Origin of the sequence: Metabacillus dongyingensis (assembly GCF_019933155.2) — a bacterium.
In the GTDB taxonomy this organism is placed as follows: domain Bacteria; phylum Bacillota; class Bacilli; order Bacillales; family Bacillaceae; genus Bacillus_P; species Bacillus_P dongyingensis.
In genome coordinates, this window is record NZ_CP082944.1 from 1,864,406 (window position 1) to 1,879,823 (window position 15,418).

Consider the following 15,418-nt stretch of genomic DNA (forward strand, 5'->3'; position numbering starts at 1 on the left):
GTGGAAATCGTGAACAAGATGTATAAGCAGAATGGCAAACCAAAGCAGTCGATGGCTGAAACAATTACTTGCTTTAAGGCCTCATCAGATTTTGTCCAATATGAGCACAATGCAAAAGAGGTTAAATTCTGGGTGTCTTACATTCGGACAGTTGCAGATCCGCAGACTTTGCATGAGAGCATATTATCTCCTTTGCTCAAGGAGAAATGGAATACTCTTCATCAACTGAAAGAAATTGTACCAATTGAAGAAATCATAGTCACGATTGACACGGATATTGTTTCTGAGAAATTGCTGGAAGGCTATATCATTATTTCATTCTCTGAATATGGAAGTCCGTGTGCATTATTAAGAGCTACATTGAATAAAGCAAGGGACATCTCACTGCCTGAAGTTGAATTCAGTGTAGTAGGTCCGAAAGAAGCATTTGTAGAAGCGATTGAATTTAATATCAATTTGATTCGCAAAAGAATACAAGTGCCGCAGCTCCGAATAAAAGAAATGCAAATTGGCGATTTGTCCAAAACAAAAGTTGCTGTTCTTTATATTGACAGCATAGCAGATGAAGAAAATGTAAACACGATTACTCAGCGGTTAAGAGATATTACGTATGATCAAATAGGCGACAGCGGTTATGTTGCCCAATTCATTTCGGATAATCATAATTCTCCTTTTCCGCAGGTGCTTGATTCTGAACGCCCTGACAGGATAGCTGCTGTGCTAGCAGAAGGAAAAATAGCTATAGTTGTCGATGGATCTCCGCAGGTATTAATTGGACCGACAACTCTAGTGGAATTTTTCTCATCCTTCGAAGATTATTATTTAAATTGGGTACTGGCATCTTTTTTCAGGCTGATCCGTGTCTTTGCTGTTGCGTTTTCCATCCTTGTTACACCAGTATATGTAGCGACACTGACGTTTCATTATGAGTTAATTCCAAAGGATTTACTGAACACGCTTGTAACATCCAGGCGTGAAATTCCTCTGCCTCCTATATTGGAAGCACTATTTTTGGAGCTTACAATTGAATTGCTCCGGGAAGCTGGAGCACGATTGCCGACAAAGGTCGGCCAGACAATCGGTATCGTAGGCGGGATCGTTATTGGAACGGCATCTGTTGAAGCTGGCCTGACCAGTAACGTTCTGCTGATCATCGTCGCATTGTCGGCCCTTGCATCTTTTACCACGCCGGTTTACAAGATGGGCAATACAATTCGCCTGCTGAGATTTCCATTTTTAATTTTCGCACAACTCTATGGTCTTCTTGGCATCGTTTTATGTTTTTGTTTTCTAACTACTCATCTCTTGAGGCTGACTTCTCTCGGAAGGCCCTTTTTAGTGCCGGTCTATCCGCCCCGGAGCAGGGACCTCAAAGATGCGATTATCCGATTCCCTTTCTCTACCTTAAGTAAGAGACCTATGGCCCTTCGGACGAAACAGCCCGATAAATTTTCAACAAAAAAAGCGAGACAGAGACATGATATAGATGAATAACAGATCGTGAGGTGTTCAGATGAAAAAGATAGCAGAACGGTATCAAGTCTCGCATTTTCTTGCATTTTTTCTTATTCACACCCTTCAGTTTGGTGTGGGAGTACTAGGCTTTCAGCGCATTATTTCGCTGGACTCCGGTCACGATGCCTGGATAGCGATTCTTGCTTCAGGAGTCATTGTTCATATCTCCATCTTTTTAATTTATCAGATCTTAAAGGATCAAGAGGGAAACATCCTGGATATTCATAAAAAGATTTTTGGCAAGTGGATCGGCAATGGATTAAATGCAATTTTCATTATTTATTTTATATCTCTTGCTATTAACATCCTCCGAACTTATATAGAAGTTATACAAGTATGGATGTTTCCGGATCTGAATGTCTGGATGTACAGCTTTATTTTTCTGCTTCTTGTTTATTACATATTAAACGGCGGGTTTCGCGTGGTGGCAGGAATTTGCTTTTTCGGTGTAGTTCTCCCGGGATACCTGATATTTACGTTTCTGTTCACACTGAAATTTGCGAATTTTAATAACCTGATGCCATTTTTTGATCATTCCATCAGTGATCTTTTGAAAAGCACGAAGAATATGTCGCTTTCAATCTTAGGCTTCGAAGCCTTGCTTATGTACTATCCTTTTTTGAAAAATCCTGAAAAATCAAAAAAGTGGGCACACATGGGTGCAGATCTTACAACATTCTTCTATTTGATTATTATGCTGTTCAGCATTGTTTATTTTAGTGAAGAGCAGCTTCAGAAAAACGTATGGGCAACACTGACTATGTGGAAAATTGTTGAGATGCCGTTTGTGGAGAGGTTTGAATACATTGGGATCGCAAACTGGAACCTCGTCATCCTGCCGAACGTCTGTTTAAACCTCTGGTGTGCAAGCAGAGGCATAAAACAAATTGTGAAGATAAAACAGAAATATACAATCTTGATTGTCCTCGCCGTCAGTTATGCAGCTGTAAATTTAATAAAAGACCGTGAACAGATTAATTTTATTAATAATCTTCTTGGTGAGGTAGGTTTCTATTTATTTATAGCTTACATTCCGTTAATGTACTTACTCACTTTAATTTACCGGAAATGGAAGGGAGGACGGAAGGTTGAAACGTAAAATGCTTGTTCTTTTCATTCCGCTGCTGCTTTTGACAGGCTGTTTAGAAAAAGAAATATTGGACGATGTAAATATTATTACGGTAGCAGGCTATGACATGGAAGGCTCCGATCAAATAAAAGGAACTGTTGTCATACCCGTATATAAGAAGGATGCTCCTGTGGAAAGTGAGATCATTGAGGACACCACGTCCTTGGAAGTGAGCAAAGATATTTTAACTCACCTTCAGCGTAAATCATCTGACCCTCTTGTTCTGGGGAAAATTTCAGTTGTCATCTATTCAGAGGAAATTGCTAAAAAAGGGCTGACAACTCTGGTTGATACTCTTCAGAGGGATGCAAGTGTAGGATCGAGAGTCTATTTGACAGTAGGCAGAGAGAGTGCTAATTCCATTATGAAGGCGAAATTTGGTACCAGAGGAGCGGCTGCATATATTTCAAACCTGATCCGTCATAATATTGAAAACAGAGATATCCCAAAAACGAACTTGCACATTTTTATATATGATTTGAATGCAAAGGACAGTGACCCCTATTTGCCCATTTTGAAAAAGGGGGAAGGTGATACTGTAGAACTTGATGGACTTGCGCTATTTAAAGGTGACAAGATGGTCAGTGAAATTCCAAATGAAAAGCTGATTTTTTTTAAACTGATTGCTGATAAATATACAGAAGGAACCTATTCACTTCAACTGCCGAAAAAGGAGCTAGCAGCGGTAAAAACCATTTTCTCTAACCGCAAAATAGAAGTAAATAAGAATGATCCAACCAAACTTACGATAAAAGTAAAAATCAGCGGAATTGTTCAGCAGTATACCGGAGGAATGATTACACCAAAAATCAAAAGTGAAATGGAAAAAGCATTTGAAAAAGAGATTATAAACGAATCTAAACAATTGATCGAACAATTTAAAGAAACGGATATTGATCCTCTCGGAATCCAAGATCTATTGGAAAGCAGGATTAGAGGGTTTGGAAAAAAAGAATGGAAAGAGATCTATCCAAAACTGTCTGTAGAAATTAAGCCAGAGGTCATGATAACTGAAACAGGTGTGATTGATTAGGTAAAAACGAACATAAAAACAAATTTTAAAATAATTCAATGACTTGTCTCATAGACTTTTAGAAAGTTCTTCGCCAAGGAGTGAGTCAGCATGAATTCTTTTTTCAAAGGAACCCTCTTATTGATCGTAGCCGCTTTTTTCAGTGAATGCATCGAATTCTTCGTCAACATGATTTTAGCCAGAGAGCTTGGAGAAGAAGGAATGGGCAGGTATATGTCCATTTTGCCTGTTATATTTTTAGTTGCGGTCCTTGCAAGTCTTGAACTGCCGATTTCTATCTCAAAATACATTGCTGAAAACAAACGGGTCCTGCATTACAGTATGCTGCGCCACGCCCTGCAGATGACAATAGTTGTTACCCTTGCCGTACTGCTTGCAAGCATCGTCCTTTTTTCAGCTACTTCTTTACTCGAGGGATTTCATCCGATTGTAAAATGGCTGATTATTGGCCTAATTCCCATTGCGTCGTTTTCTTCGATTGCGAGAGGATATTTTATGGGTGTTCAGCAGATGGGCAAGATTGCGTTTTCGAATTTTTTAAGAAAAGCTGTGCAATTCAGTGTGCTGCTGCTCATTTTCACCATTTTTCAATTTGATCAAAATGCTTTGCTGATTGCGCTCTGTGCTTTTATAGGCAGTGAACTGATTGTATTTGTCTATTTGATCAGTATATTTTTGGTACATATGCATGCTCTGAAAAATGAGAACAACACATTTACAACCGGCAAACATGCAAGGCAAAAGCTGCTGTCTGTATCTCTTCCGACTACAGGCCTGAGGATTTTTCATGCCATTACGAATGCCATTCAGCCTTTTTTAATCCAGACAGCCTTAATTTCAGCCGGATTCGGCACGGTTGCTGCAACTGAGCATTTTGGCATGCTGACTGGAGTGGCGATGACAATTGGCTTCTTTCCGGCATTTATTGCTCATTCCTTAATGATCATGCTGATTCCAAACGTGTCTGATTCGTACGGCAAGCAGGATACAAAAACGCTGCGGGTCCTTCTCCAGCAATCGATGTCTTTTACTATGCTTTACGGAATACCGGCCGTATTTATTATTTATCTTTTTGCTGAACCGCTGACATCGCTTTTTTTCTCATCTGATCAGGCAGCCTTTTATCTGAAATTGCTGTGGCCATACTTTTTGTTTCACTTTTTCGTCATTCCCATGCAGGCTTATTTAATCGGACTTGGGCTTGTGAAAGACGCTTTTTACCATACTGTCTGGTCACATATCGTCTCGTTTGGCATGATGTTTTTGCTTGGTTCACAGCCCTCGCTGCAAATGGCTGGGATTATACTTGGCATGAATACAGGCATTGTGTTATTAACGCTTATGCATTATGTGACAATCTGCCAGAAAATCGGGATTACCCTGTGGCTTACAGAGCGCAGAAACAGTGTTTACTGATGGTTCTGAAAGATTGAAATACATTTGCTAGTTTGATAATAAGAAAAAGGATTGAAATAGCACTTGTCCCCCTGTAAAATACGGAGATAACTTCATACGTTTTCCTTATATAATCATGGAGATATGGTCCATAAGTTTCTACCTGGCAGCCTTAAAGTGCCGGACTATAAGGAGAGTACGAACAGGTGTCTGACGCAGAGGTCATTGTTCAAGCTTTCTTTATAAAGTCTTGAACAGGGGCCTCTTTTTTTATTTATTTTAAGACGTCAGACATCTGACCGCGCTAATCATGATAGGAAAACGACTGATAATTTTAATAAATGGGGGCATTCATTTGAGTATTTTATACGGAATCTTATCTCTTGCAGGTATATTATTTCTTGGCTGGCTTTTAAGCAGCAGCCGCAAAAGCATTCCCTGGAAAACAATCGGCATAGGGCTATTGCTTCAAGCTGCTTTGATATTATTTGTAATGAAGGTAAAAGCGGGAGAGATGATTTTAGAGAAAGCGGCATTCGCTGTTCAAAAAATTATTGATTTCAGCAGTGAAGGCATTGAGTTTGTTTTTGGCGGGTTTTATGGTGAAGGTTCAAACATCACATTTGTTTTTGCGATAAATGTACTTGCTGTCATTATCTTTATTTCTGCACTTATATCCGCTCTTTATTATTTGAGAATTATTCCTTTTGTTGTAAGAATTATTGGTTTATCGATTGGGAAACTCCTTGGAACAACGAAAGTTGAAACGTTCAGTGCTGTCGGAAATTCCTTTTTAGGACTAGTTGAAGCACCGCTGCTGGTGCGTCCGTATTTGAAGGATTTAACTCGATCCGAATTATTTGCGGTTATGGTGGGAGGCACGGCTTCTGCCAGCGGGGCGATACTTGTAGGGTATTCACTGATGGGAATCGACATGAAATATCTTCTTATCTCCGTTTTCAGCGTTCCTTTTGTTTCATTGATCATCGCCAAATTGCTTGAGCCTGAAACAGAGGTTTCCAAAACAAATGACAATGTTGCCATGGAAAAAACAAAGCATGCGAATGTGTTTGAAGCGATTGCTGAGGGAGCCGTAAGCGGTGTAACTCTCGCTTTGAACATTGGAGGTCTGCTGATTGCATTTATTAGCATCCTCGCCTTGATCAATGGAGGACTTGGTCTGATCGGAACGGACTTGTCCACAATCTTTGGATATGTGTTTTACCCATTTGCTATCATGATCGGGATTCCGTTTGAGGATGCTTTCAGAGCAGCTTCTATTATCGGAACGAAATTATCAGTCAATGAATTTGTTGCTTATCTTGACTTAAGCAAAATGATTGATGAGTTAGATCCTAAAACAGTAGCCATTCTCTCGATTGCTCTTTGTAACTTTGCCAACCTGTCATCCATTGGCCAGCTGATCGTCGGATTGGGATCACTCGAGCCGACGAAGCGTTCCCTTGTATCAAAACTTGGATTAAAGGCGATCGCCGGGGGAACATTAGCAAGTTTTATTACAGCAGTATTAGTAGGAATGTTTATGTAGGAATTAAAGCACCTTGTTTAAGGTGCTTTTTAATATATTCTTTTTTCATGAAAATGGCATGAATGGAAACACTAAAAGAACCAGCTGGCATCGGAGTTGTTTGATATGTTTTTTAAGCAAAAGCAAACAGGAGACAGCACTCAGCCTCCTTCCGTTCAAGAAGTAAGAGAAAGACTGACAAAGGCGATGTCCAGTAATCCGGATTTGACATTCCGCACCATTTTATGCAGTGACAATAACGCTGTGTTAATCGCTTATTTGGTGAACTTAGTTGACATCAGGAGCTTGAGCGAAGATATTATTAAACCGATTCAGAAAGAGAGCAGCACAAGCATTGGCATAGAGGAACTGAATCAGATTATCAGTACAGGAAACATTTCTGCGGCAGAAGGAAAGGAGCATGCCGTTCAGTCTCTGCTGACAGGCGCTGTTTATTTGTATTCAACAAAAGAAAAGAAAAGTCTGCTTGTTCATATTCCCCATATAGACGAAAGGTCGATTGATAAAGCAGAAACAGAGTCGTTGGTATTTGGGCCGAAAATTTCGTTTACGGAATCCATCGGGAAAAATATCAACATGATCCGCGCTAATATTAATGACCCGAAACTGCGGACAGATAAAGTTACAATTGGCGAGAGAGTTAAAACGGAAATTCGGATTGTATACATTGAGGATATTGCAGATCCAGAGAATGTTCAGACAGTAAAACAAAGAATCAGCGAAATTGTCATTGATGATGTTTTAGATAGCTCTGTCTTGGTTCAGCTCATTGAAGATAATTCCTTTACAATCTTTCCTCAATTTTTGCTGTCAGAGCTTCCTGATCGATTTTCATATTCCATCCTAAGAGGAAAAGTAGGCATTTTAGTAGACCGCAGTCCGACTGCCATTCTAACACCTACTCAGTTTTTAAGTTTTTTTGAATCAACGGAAGACGTTTATATGCGCTGGAATTTAAGCACGTTTATTCGATTTCTGCGTTTTACGGCCATGTTGATTTCTGTTTTTGCAACACCTGCTTATGTTGCAGCTCTTACCTATCATTATGAGGTGATCCCCTCTGCATTAATGATATCCCTAGGCCAGTCAAGGGCGAATGTTCCTTTTCCGCCCGTTTTTGAAGCCCTGCTTTTTGAGTTTATTATTGAGCTTCTCCGTGAGGCTGGGGCAAGGCTGCCTACAAAAGTCGGCCAGACGATGGGGATTGTAGGGGGTATTGTCATTGGGCAGGCTTCTGTTCAGGCCGGATTTACAAGCAATATTCTAATCATCATTATCGCACTAAGTGCGCTTGGATCGTTTACAGCTCCAAGCTATATGATGGGTTCTGCCATTCGCATTGCCCGTTTTCCTATGATTATTCTGGCAGGTTTTTTAGGATTAATCGGCATTATGTTTGGGTTATGCTTTATTCTGCTGCATCTCTTAAAATTAACAACGCTCGGCAGACCATATCTTGCTCCGATCTATCCATTCCGCAAAGAGGATCTTAAGTATTCTCTCTTCCGCCTGCCAGTACAATATCTTGCGAAAAGGCCGATCACTAACAGTCCAATTGATAATGAAATTTTTCCGCGAAGACTTGCTGAAAAGAAGAGGGATACTGATGAATAAGAAGCAGGTACTGACATGAAAATAAATTTATCCCCTCCTAAAAACCAGATGGTTCAGGCATGGCTGCTCGCTGCTCTCATTTTCAGTGTTCAAAACGGAGTTGGCATTGCAGGCTTTCAGCGGATTATTTTTATGGAATCCAAACAGGATGCGTGGATTTCAATTATTATGGCTGCATTAGGGATTCATGTGCTCATTTTTATGATGTTCAGCATTTTAAAGCAATATGAGAGTGCAGACTTATATAGCATTAATGGTGATCTTTTTGGAAAATACATAGGCAGCCTTATTAACATGACTTATGTGATCTATCATCTTCTTGCCTTTTCGGTCATTCTTGTTGACTATATTCTTATTGTGAAAACATGGATATTTCCTGAGATGCCCGAATGGCTTCTTGGGGCCCTTCTCTTATTTCTTACCTATTATGGAGTGACAGGAGGCGTAAGAGTCCTATTTGGGGCAAGTTTCCTGGTTATTTTTATCACTGCCTGGATGATCTTTATGCTGTTTCAGCCTCTCAGTTATGCTGATTGGAGGATGCTGTCTCCGGTTCTGTCCGCATCTCCTGCGGAATTGCTGCGGGGTGCTTACCGAATGACTTTGACCATGCTTGGCTATGAAGTCATTATGTTTGTCTATCCCTATTTGAAGGATAAAAAGAAAGCACAAAAATTTGCTCACTTGGGCCTTTTTTTTACAACGATACTAGTATTAGTCTTAATGATTGTCGCGATTGTGTACTTTAGTCCAAAGCAGCTGGAAAAAACGGTCTGGGCTACACTTACGATGCTTAAGATTGTTAGAATTCCTAATCTGGAGCGATTTGAATTTATCGCGATTTCCCTATGGATGGTCATCATTCTTCCTAACTTATTATTTTATATGTGGGCAGCTTTTCAAGGACTGAAGAGAACATTCAGAATGAAGGACAAGTGGTCCATTATCGTCACCTCCATCTTTGTCATGAGTCTTGTTTTCACCTTGAATACAGTAGACAAAACCATCAAGTTCACGGATCGCTTCAGCACCTTTGCTTTTATTGCAACAGTCATATTTATCGTCTTTATCTACGGATGGACGCTGATTAAAAAAATGATAGTTAAAAAAGGAAAATCAATATGAAGAAGCTCATTCTCGTTCTTTTATGCTTCATGCTGACTGGTTGCCTGGAACAAAAATATATTGAGAGAATCGGCATGATTACAGCAGTTGGCTATGATCTTGGCAATCAAAATAAAATTAAAGGCACAACAGTGGCTTTTCAATTTGACCCAACCCGTCAGAATGTCTCTCAAATGCTGACATCAGAAGCAAATACAAGCAAAGGAATCAGGGAAGCCATGAACCGGGAAACAAGCCATCATCTAGTTTCTGGGCAGCTGCGTGTCTCGCTGTATGGAGAGGAGCTTGCTAGACGGGGAATCTACACATTTGTAGACACACTTGCAAGAGATGCTTCTGTCGGGACCATGAGCTATTTGGCCGTAGCTTCTCCTGAGGCAGCCTCTATTCTTTCAGCGGAAAACTTAAGTATCACGACAAATGTAGGAACGTATCTGTACAGACTGCTTGAGCAGAACATTAAAAGTGAGCAAACGATTTCGAGCACCCTTCATGAATTCCTCAAAACGTACTATGAAGTAGGTATGGATCCGATTCTGCCAATGATCAGTCTGATGAACGAAAAAAAAGTCACCATTGAGGGGATGGCTCTATTTAACGAAGATAAGATGGTTGGAGTGCTTACACCCGAAGAATCCTTTTATTTGAAACTGATCCGCGAGCATTTCAAATCAGGCTCGATTGAAATGGAACTTCCAAGAGAAGTCATGAAAGAAGCATTAGTCGAGAAAAAAGGGGATGAATCTGTTTTTATTACCATTGACAATATTAAAAGCACGTCAGATATCAGTGTGAAAAATAAGAAAAGCCCTGATTTTAATGTTGACATTAAGATGGAAGCGAGGCTGCTTGAAGTATCTGAAGAACTGGTTTCAGACCAGCAAATTACGACGAGGGTTTTAGAAAAGGCCATCAAACACACTATCAAATCAGAAACAAAGAAATTAATAGAGATTTTAAAGGAAAAAGAATCAGATCCTGCTGGTTTTGGTATAACGTACAAGAGTACATTCGATAAAAGTGATCTTTCCAATGAGCAATGGAGGAGCCTCTACCAGAAGATGAACTTAACAACTGCCATTACAGTTTCAGTCATTAGCATAGGTGTAATGGATTAAAGGATAGTGATCTCCCTTCTTTTTTAATGGACAATTTCTAAATAAGCGCCTGAAGAGCGTAAATTAGATTGTATCTTAAAATGACGGGAGGTAATCAAATGGGGATAAAAACCATCAAGTTTTCTGTTCTATACTTGGCTTTAGGTCTTCTGCTCGGTCTTTATATGTCGATTGCTGATGATTATACACTCACTTCAGTTCACGTTCATATTAATTTACTCGGATGGACGACACTTACAATTGCCGGAATCTTATATTATTTATTTCCTGAGTTAACGGATCATTTTTTGGCAAAGGCTCACTTTTGGCTTCATAATATCGGACTGCCGGTAATGATGGTTGGCCTTGTATTTACTGTTTCGGGAACGAATAGTCTCTTGCTGCTTACAATCATCGGATCAACCGCAACGGTGATCGGCCTTTTATTTTTTGTATATAATGTTTTGGTGAATTTAAAGTAGAAAAAGAAGAAGGAAGCATTCTGGAATGCTTCCTTTTTGGTTGAAATTAGAATTTAAAATTTTTGCTCGCTTGTTGGCAAGCGGATCGCCTAACTCTGCGGTCAGAACGGTTCCGCCAAAAAAGTCAGAACCGGACTTTTTTGGCGAATCCTTCTCTGCCAATCGGAGGGGGCATTGGCGCTTGCGCTTTTTTTAATTCTTATAGGTGAATTCCTGATATTTGCCGGTCCCATTGCACTGCATGCACTTTTTCGCAAGAGGAATGAAGGGGTTCGTTCTGATTTTGCCTGCTCCGCTGCAATGTCTGCAAATGACGACTAGTGCCATCTACATGTCCTCCTCTCAAAATAGAAAAGCTGACTTCTGCTTCTATTTTGGGGATAAAACGCTTTTTTTATACTTTTTTTAAAGATCCGGCAAGCCATTCCTCTCTAAGCATGCCCATCTTGATAGAGTCGTAATAGGAACCTTTGTAAAATCTGCATTTGCGGATTCTGCCTTCTTCTCTCATACCTGTTTTTTCAGCCACTCTGATCATTCTTGTATTTCCTGACCAGGTTGTTAAACCGATTCGAATCAGCTTATATTTATCGAATAAGTGCTGTATCCAAAGCTTCAAGGCTTCCGTGCCTGCACCTTTATGCCAATTAGATGGCTGATAAATAACAATGCCGACTTCAAGCCAGTTTGATGGCTGATGTTCCCAGTAGTAGGTAACCATGCCGATTAACTGCTGCTCTACTTCAATGTACATCCTGTCCGGATTCGGATCTTTCGTTTCTTTCTTTTTTTGTTTTTCAAAATCTTTTCTTGTCATTGTACCTATCGGGAAATAGGGGGCATCCCATTTTTTCCATTCAGGCTCTGCCTGTCCATATATAAACTCCCATAATAATGGGATATCCTCCGGTTTTAACCTTCTCAATGTCACTTTTTTCTCATGAAGCATCTTTTATAACAACTCCTTTATTAAGATTTTCTATATCTTTTAATGGATTCCTTTTCCTTAATATCAAGTATTTGTAAAAAGTTTGAAGCGAACCATATCTTTTGTTCTCTGCTCATTGAATTTCCTTTGAATTATCAGAAATAACATTTCTTCATCCATAAGTAGGGTGCCTATGAAACTAGATTTACAAAACTGACATTCAGTCTTAACAATCGTTTTAGATAGGCTTAAACTGCTCTTTTCAATCATGAATTATATTGAAGAGGAAGGAAAAAAACACATTGGAGGATAAACTTGGAAATGAGAAAAATAGTTATTGGACTAATTCTTGTTATGATGGCACTCGCAGGTTTACTTGAGGGACTGGCTCCCGGGAAAGCTGCTGCTTATTCGGCCTATGATGAAATCTTATATTTTCTTATGGATAGGTACCCTGAAACAGGAGATCATGTCAGGGACGCCATTGCTGCCGGGCACTCCGATGTGTGTACGATTGAACGTGATGGAGCAGAGGAGAGAAGGGAAGAGAGCCTTGCCGGAATCCCTACTGAGACTGGATACGATCGAGATGAATGGCCGATGGCTATGTGCGAAGAAGGAGGAGCAGGTGCATCAGTCCGCTATGTCACTCCATCTGATAATCGCGGAGCAGGTGCGTGGGTCGGCAATCAGCTTGAGAATTATCCTGACGGCACGAGGGTTTTATTTATCACTGACTGAATTTCGTAATGGAGTGTGAGTAAATGAAGGAAATAAAAAGAAAAGATGAAATTCTTGTATCCTATCATCAAATAATCATTTCAAATATTGGCATCAGTTCTCCGCATTTTGAATGGTCGGGGCAGGATTATGAAAAAGGGTACGCTGCCGATGAATTTGCGGTTTCATTTGCTGCATTGTCCAATTCATCTGCAGAAATTCAAGTAGTACAAGATCAGCCCCAGCTGAATTTCAAACCTGAATTTACATGCAAAGTACCGTTTCGTGTCGTAAATGGCGCTGTTGAAATCAAAAGTATTTTATCAAAAAAATTAGTCTATGAAATTCCGGCTGGAAACTACTATATAACCTTTTTGGCTATACCGCTTGAAGAAAAAACGAAAAATGGGCTTTACCGCGTCAAATATATATTCCAATTTTCAAAGGCTGGTTTATGACCAGTCTTTTTTTTGTGATCTTATTGATAATTATTATTAAATAAAAATAATAATAATTTTTAATTGAGTTTTGGGCACGTTTTGGTATAATGAGACATATACTAATTCACCAAAGCTGATTTATTGGGGTTTCTGCTGTTCAACAGCAGCATTTATATTTTTATAATGCTTAATGAAGATGATTATTTTTCTCAATTAGGGAGGTATACTATGCTTGTAAATGAAAATGCATATCATCGGGAACATGATGAGAATACAAAATTTGATAGACTAAAAGAATATGGGGAATTGATTGCTGCCATTGTCTCTGGAATCCTTATTTTGATAGGATGGGCCATTCAAACAAATCAGGGGACCGCAGCTGCAGCTTTATTTATATCAGCTTTTTTAATTGGCGGATATGCGAAAGCAAAAGAAGGAATTGAGGAAACACTTGATGAGAAAAAGCTGAATGTAGAATTGCTGATGGTCTTTGCAGCTATTGGTTCAGGAATCATTGGATACTGGATTGAAGGCGCCATTTTAATCTTTATTTTTGCATTAAGCGGGGCGCTTGAAACCTTTACACTGAACAAAAGCCAGCGTGAGCTCTCGGCACTGATGGAGCTTCAGCCTGAGGAGGCTTCCCTGCTTAAAGACGGCAATGAAATAAGAGTTCATGTTTCATCGCTTGAGATTGGAGACTTGATTGCTGTAAAGCCAGGTGAACGAATTCCGACAGACGGTGAAATTGCATCTGGAACAACAAGTATTGATCAGGCAGCAATTACAGGTGAATCCATCCCTGTTGAGAAAAAAGCGGAAGACACTGTTTTCGCCGGCACAGTTAATATTAATGGTTCTATAACAGTAAAAGTAACAAAAAACAGCGATCAAACCCTTTTTCAGAAGATTATTAAGCTCGTTCAATCTGCTCAGTCAGAAAAGTCGCCTTCACAGCAATTTATTGAGAAGTTTGAAGGAACTTATGTAAAAGGTGTATTGATTGCCGTTGCCTTGATGATGGTTTTGCCGCATTTTCTGCTTGGGTGGAGCTTCAATGAGAGCTTCTACCGGGCGATGGTTCTGATGGTGGTGGCCTCACCATGCGCCCTGGTCGCATCTATAACGCCTGCGACTCTGTCAGCCATCTCTAATGGTGCAAGAAATGGCCTGCTATTTAAGGGGGGAGTTCATTTAGAGAAGTTAAGCAAGCTGAAGGTAATTGCTTTTGACAAAACAGGGACGCTCACAAAAGGGGAACCTGTTGTGACAGATGTGAAAATCAGCAAAAATGCAGATGAAGCTGAAGTGTTCAAAGCGGTGCTGTCAATTGAAAAGCAGTCCAATCATCCGCTTGCAAAGGCGATTGTAAGCTATATCGAAAAGAAATATCCATCTCTTCATCCCGAAATGCTGGATGTACAGGAGCAATCAGGTTTTGGCGTAACGGCCAAATGGAAGAATGAAATGTGGAGTGTAGGAAAGCCCGTCGCGGAAAATGAGGAAGAGAACGAGATGGCGGCATTCGGCTTAGAGAGAGCACATGAGGGGAAAACAATTGTCTATGTAAAAAATGATAGCGGGATCGCGGCCGTTCTGAGCCTTCAGGATGTGCTCAGAAAGGATGCCGTTCAAGCGATTGATGAGCTCAAAAAAGCAGGAATTCACACGGTCATGCTGACTGGAGATAATGAGTCCACAGCACAATCCGTGGCAAGTGCTGCAAGAGTAGACCAATTTATTTCGGAATGCCTACCTGATGATAAAGTGGCAGAAGTGAAGAAACTTGGGAAGAAGTACGGTCATACAGCAATGATCGGGGACGGCATAAATGATGCTCCAGCACTGGCTGCGGCGAGTGTAGGAATTGCAATGGGCGAAGGAACGGATGTCGCCCTTGAAACAGCGGATGTTGTCCTGATGAAAAATGATTTGACCAAACTGAAAAAAGCCATTGAAGTCTCCAGGAAAATGGATAAGATTGTGAAACAGAATATCATTTTCTCAATGTCAGTTATTGCACTGCTGATTTGCTCGAATTTCCTGCAGGTGCTCGATTTGCCGCTTGGTGTAATCGGACATGAAGGAAGCACGATCCTTGTTATCCTGAATGGACTGCGGTTATTAAGATAAAAAAATGGACGAAAGGAATCTTTCGTCCATTTTTCTATGTCGTTCTTTCCCCTGTGGATTCTTCATCTGGTCTTTTACTCACAATCACATAAGCTGCAGTAATACAAATGAAGCCTATGATCCACCCGATCAGTGAGCTATAGTAAAACCAATCTGTTAATTGAATAAAAATAAAAGGTGATGCAAAACCAATTATACATAAGATGAGGACTATATTTCGTTTCATCAATTTCAGCAATGCCAACATCTCCTTAACTA

Annotated in this window: 15 protein-coding genes and 1 riboswitch; of the genes, 12 read left to right on the top strand and 3 right to left on the bottom strand. The window is 40.1% G+C overall.

Annotated features, from left to right (window positions below; translation table 11 throughout):
• Positions 1-18: 18 nt before the first annotated feature.
• The 9 genes from K8L98_RS09220 (at position 19) to K8L98_RS09260 (ending at position 10,939) form a co-directional block, all read left to right on the top strand.
• Positions 19-1,494, top strand: a complete 1,476-nt coding sequence (locus K8L98_RS09220) for a spore germination protein (RefSeq protein WP_223443284.1) — start codon at positions 19-21, stop codon at positions 1,492-1,494.
• A gap of 19 nt (positions 1,495-1,513) precedes the next feature.
• Positions 1,514-2,614: a spore germination protein gene (locus tag K8L98_RS09225; protein ID WP_223441556.1), complete on the top strand. Its 1,101-nt coding sequence runs from the start codon at positions 1,514-1,516 to the stop codon at positions 2,612-2,614.
• Positions 2,604-3,677, top strand: coding sequence for a Ger(x)C family spore germination protein (locus tag K8L98_RS09230; protein ID WP_223441558.1), 1,074 nt, complete (start codon positions 2,604-2,606; stop codon positions 3,675-3,677). The genes K8L98_RS09225 and K8L98_RS09230 overlap by 11 nt, the downstream gene beginning before the upstream one ends.
• 90 nt (positions 3,678-3,767) lie before the next feature.
• The gene (locus tag K8L98_RS09235) at positions 3,768-5,093 is read left to right on the top strand and encodes a polysaccharide biosynthesis protein (RefSeq protein WP_223441562.1); all 1,326 of its coding nucleotides are present in this window, start codon (positions 3,768-3,770) and stop codon (positions 5,091-5,093) included.
• A gap of 85 nt (positions 5,094-5,178) precedes the next feature.
• Positions 5,179-5,280: riboswitch (purine riboswitch) on the top strand.
• A gap of 147 nt (positions 5,281-5,427) precedes the next feature.
• Entirely contained in the window at positions 5,428-6,621 is a 1,194-nt protein-coding gene (locus tag K8L98_RS09240) for a NupC/NupG family nucleoside CNT transporter (protein ID WP_223441564.1), read from the top strand.
• A 105-nt stretch (positions 6,622-6,726) separates the two neighbouring features.
• Positions 6,727-8,235, top strand: a complete 1,509-nt coding sequence (locus K8L98_RS09245; protein ID WP_223441567.1) for a spore germination protein — start codon at positions 6,727-6,729, stop codon at positions 8,233-8,235.
• A 15-nt stretch (positions 8,236-8,250) separates the two neighbouring features.
• Positions 8,251-9,360, top strand: coding sequence for a GerAB/ArcD/ProY family transporter (locus K8L98_RS09250; protein WP_223441570.1), 1,110 nt, complete (start codon positions 8,251-8,253; stop codon positions 9,358-9,360).
• On the top strand, positions 9,357-10,478 hold the full coding sequence (locus K8L98_RS09255) for a Ger(x)C family spore germination protein (RefSeq protein WP_223441573.1): 1,122 nt from the start codon (positions 9,357-9,359) through the stop codon (positions 10,476-10,478). The genes K8L98_RS09250 and K8L98_RS09255 overlap by 4 nt, the downstream gene beginning before the upstream one ends.
• Positions 10,479-10,576: 98 nt before the next feature.
• The gene (locus K8L98_RS09260) at positions 10,577-10,939 is read left to right on the top strand and encodes a cytochrome-c oxidase (protein ID WP_223441575.1); all 363 of its coding nucleotides are present in this window, start codon (positions 10,577-10,579) and stop codon (positions 10,937-10,939) included.
• Between the two features lie 192 nt (positions 10,940-11,131).
• Here the strand turns inward: K8L98_RS09260 and K8L98_RS26565 are convergent, their stop codons facing one another.
• Positions 11,132-11,266 carry a hypothetical protein gene (locus K8L98_RS26565; RefSeq protein ID WP_275976749.1) on the bottom strand — a complete coding sequence of 45 codons (135 nt, stop codon included), beginning with the start codon at positions 11,264-11,266 and terminating at the stop codon, positions 11,132-11,134.
• 67 nt (positions 11,267-11,333) lie between these two features.
• Positions 11,334-11,888 (bottom strand): GNAT family N-acetyltransferase, encoded by a 555-nt coding sequence (locus K8L98_RS09265; RefSeq protein WP_223441577.1) that lies wholly within the window; start codon positions 11,886-11,888, stop codon positions 11,334-11,336.
• 336 nt (positions 11,889-12,224) lie between these two features.
• Between K8L98_RS09265 and K8L98_RS09270 the strand changes: the two genes are divergently transcribed.
• From K8L98_RS09270 to K8L98_RS09280, 3 genes are all read left to right on the top strand, one after another.
• Positions 12,225-12,608, top strand: coding sequence for a NucA/NucB deoxyribonuclease domain-containing protein (locus tag K8L98_RS09270; protein WP_275976758.1), 384 nt, complete (start codon positions 12,225-12,227; stop codon positions 12,606-12,608).
• 23 nt (positions 12,609-12,631) lie between these two features.
• Positions 12,632-13,045: a competence protein ComJ gene (gene comJ, locus K8L98_RS09275; RefSeq protein WP_223441582.1), complete on the top strand. Its 414-nt coding sequence runs from the start codon at positions 12,632-12,634 to the stop codon at positions 13,043-13,045.
• 210 nt (positions 13,046-13,255) lie between these two features.
• Positions 13,256-15,160, top strand: a complete 1,905-nt coding sequence (locus tag K8L98_RS09280; RefSeq protein ID WP_223441584.1) for a heavy metal translocating P-type ATPase — start codon at positions 13,256-13,258, stop codon at positions 15,158-15,160.
• Positions 15,161-15,194: 34 nt separating this feature from the next.
• On the opposite strand, the gene K8L98_RS09285 is transcribed toward K8L98_RS09280, so the two are convergent.
• Positions 15,195-15,398, bottom strand: a complete 204-nt coding sequence (locus tag K8L98_RS09285; protein WP_223441586.1) for a hypothetical protein — start codon at positions 15,396-15,398, stop codon at positions 15,195-15,197.
• Positions 15,399-15,418: the final 20 nt, after the last annotated feature.